The following is a 2,012-nucleotide window of genomic DNA, read 5'->3' as shown; positions in this document are numbered from 1 at the left end:
GACCCGCAAGAAGCTGAAGACGGCAATGGCGATGATGTCAGACCGTGATAATGCCGCACGCGATGTCGCGGCTGAACTCGGTGTGTCTTTGTCGACGCTCTATGCTTATGTCGATGCGAAGGGAAATCCGCGCGCTCGAGCCAACGAGTTACTCGCCAAGCACCGAACCAAACGTGATACGACAAGTCAGGCCTGACCAAGTTGCCGGTAGGATTCCTAAGCGATAGTCAGGCCAGGGAGTATGCCCGCTTCAACGGGGAACTGACACCCGACCAACTGGCCCGCTATTTCCACCTCGACGACACCGATCGCACGTTCGTCGCCACGCTTCGCGGCGATCACAATCGTCTGGGTGTCGCCGTCCAGCTCGGATCGTTGCGCATGCTGGGCATCTTTCTCGAAGACCCGGGGCAGGTTCCGGCCTCGGCCCTGCGCTTTACCGCCCGCCAACTTTCTCTCCCCGAACCCGAGGAATTGATCGCGGAATATGCACACAGTGAAGGACGTTGGCGACATGCTCCCCGTATTCGCCAGCAATATGGCTATCGCACCTTTACCGATCCCGGTGTCGGGTTCCGGCTCAATCGTTTCCTCTATGTTCTGTGCTGGACCGGATCGGATCGGATCAAGCTTCCGCCCTTTTCGACCGAGCGACCGCCTGGTTGCTAGAGGCTAAGGCTCTGCTTCCTGGTCCATCCGTTCTTGAACAAACCGTGGCTAGAGTGCGCGCACGAGCGAACGCCCGCCTGCACCGACTGTTGATCAAGACGATGATACCCGAACAACGTGCGCGGCTCGACAAGCTTGTCGCAGTCCCGGAAGGGGAGCGACAAGGCTCTCTCGATCGGTTGCGAAACGGTCCATACATCCAGAGCAACCGGGAAGTCCGCCGCGCGCTCGACCGCTTGGAAGAGATCCGGTCTCTCACAAATGGATTGCCCTCTATTGATCATTTGCCACCGGGTAAAATTACGGCTTTGGCGCGGTTCGCCAGTGCTGCCAAGGCCCAAGCTGTTTCCCGCCTGCCACCGGATCGGCGTGCAGCAACTTTGCTGGCGTTCATCCGGACCCTTGAAGCCTCCGCTGGAGATGATGTCATTGATGTGTTCGATGTGGTCTCGACCTCAATGTTCAACGAGGCGACCAAGGCGGCGAAACAGGCCAGATTGCGATCACTCCGTGACCTCGACGCCGCGGCACTGAAGTTGCGGGACGCGGCGATCGTCCTCCTTGATCCGGAAACGCCTGATGACGCAGTGCGAACTGCTATCTTCCAGCTCGTAGACATCGACTCGCTTGCCGCAGCCATCGATCGCATCGGAGAACTGGCCAAACCCCATGACGACACCTATTTCACGGAACTCAGGACGTTCAGCCGCAAGATTTCTTATACACCAAGGCTGCTCACTGGCCTCAATCTCGGCGCCGCACCAGCCGGACGACCGCTGCTTGAGGCGATCGAATACCTCCGCGCTGTTCACTCCGGGCGCAAGCGTACCGGACCGCCGCCAACTGCTTTCGCACCCAAACAGTGGCAAACCCAGTTGAAATCGGCCGATGGTTCCCTCGATCTGACCGGTTACCGGCTTTGTGTTCTCGACGGCCTTCGTCGCGCGATCCGCCGGCGCGATCTCTTTCCGGTAAAGTCGTTACGGCACACCGATCCTCGCAAGGGGTTGTTATCAGGCGCGGCATGGGAAGCTGCCCGCCCCGCGATCTGCCGCACCGTCGGTGTATCCGGTGTCGCCGATGAAGAGCTCGGACGACTGTCACAACGGCTCGACCTCGCCTTCCGTGAAACCGCCAGCCGTATGCCCACGAACTCGGCCGTTTCCATCATCGGCACACCGGAAGGACCGGACCTTTCCGTCGAGCGCCTCGAAAAGCTTGAAGAGCCGGCAAGTCTGATTGCGCTGCGCACGGCGCTCGAGGCTCGCTTGCCCAGACTCGATTTACCCGAGCTAATCATGGAAATGCACGCCCGGACCGGTTTTGCCGATCTGTTCACCCAT

1 protein-coding gene and 2 pseudogenes are annotated in these 2,012 nt (G+C 59.7%); all 3 read left to right on the top strand.

The window, feature by feature from the left end:
* Nucleotides 1–196, top strand: a pseudogene (locus tag HEQ61_RS11035) (hypothetical protein); the annotation flags it as partial.
* Nucleotides 197–201: 5 nt separating this feature from the next.
* The gene (locus HEQ61_RS11030) at nt 202–669 is read left to right on the top strand and encodes a DUF4158 domain-containing protein (RefSeq protein WP_168021459.1); all 468 of its coding nucleotides are present in this window, start codon (nt 202–204) and stop codon (nt 667–669) included.
* 44 nt (nt 670–713) lie between these two features.
* A pseudogene (locus tag HEQ61_RS11025) lies at nt 714–2,012 on the top strand (Tn3 family transposase); the annotation flags it as partial.

The sequence above is a fragment of the Haematospirillum sp. H4485 genome (assembly GCF_012102745.1).
Lineage (GTDB): Bacteria > Pseudomonadota > Alphaproteobacteria > Rhodospirillales > Rhodospirillaceae > Haematospirillum.
This window is presented reverse-complemented; position numbering and strand designations above follow the sequence as displayed.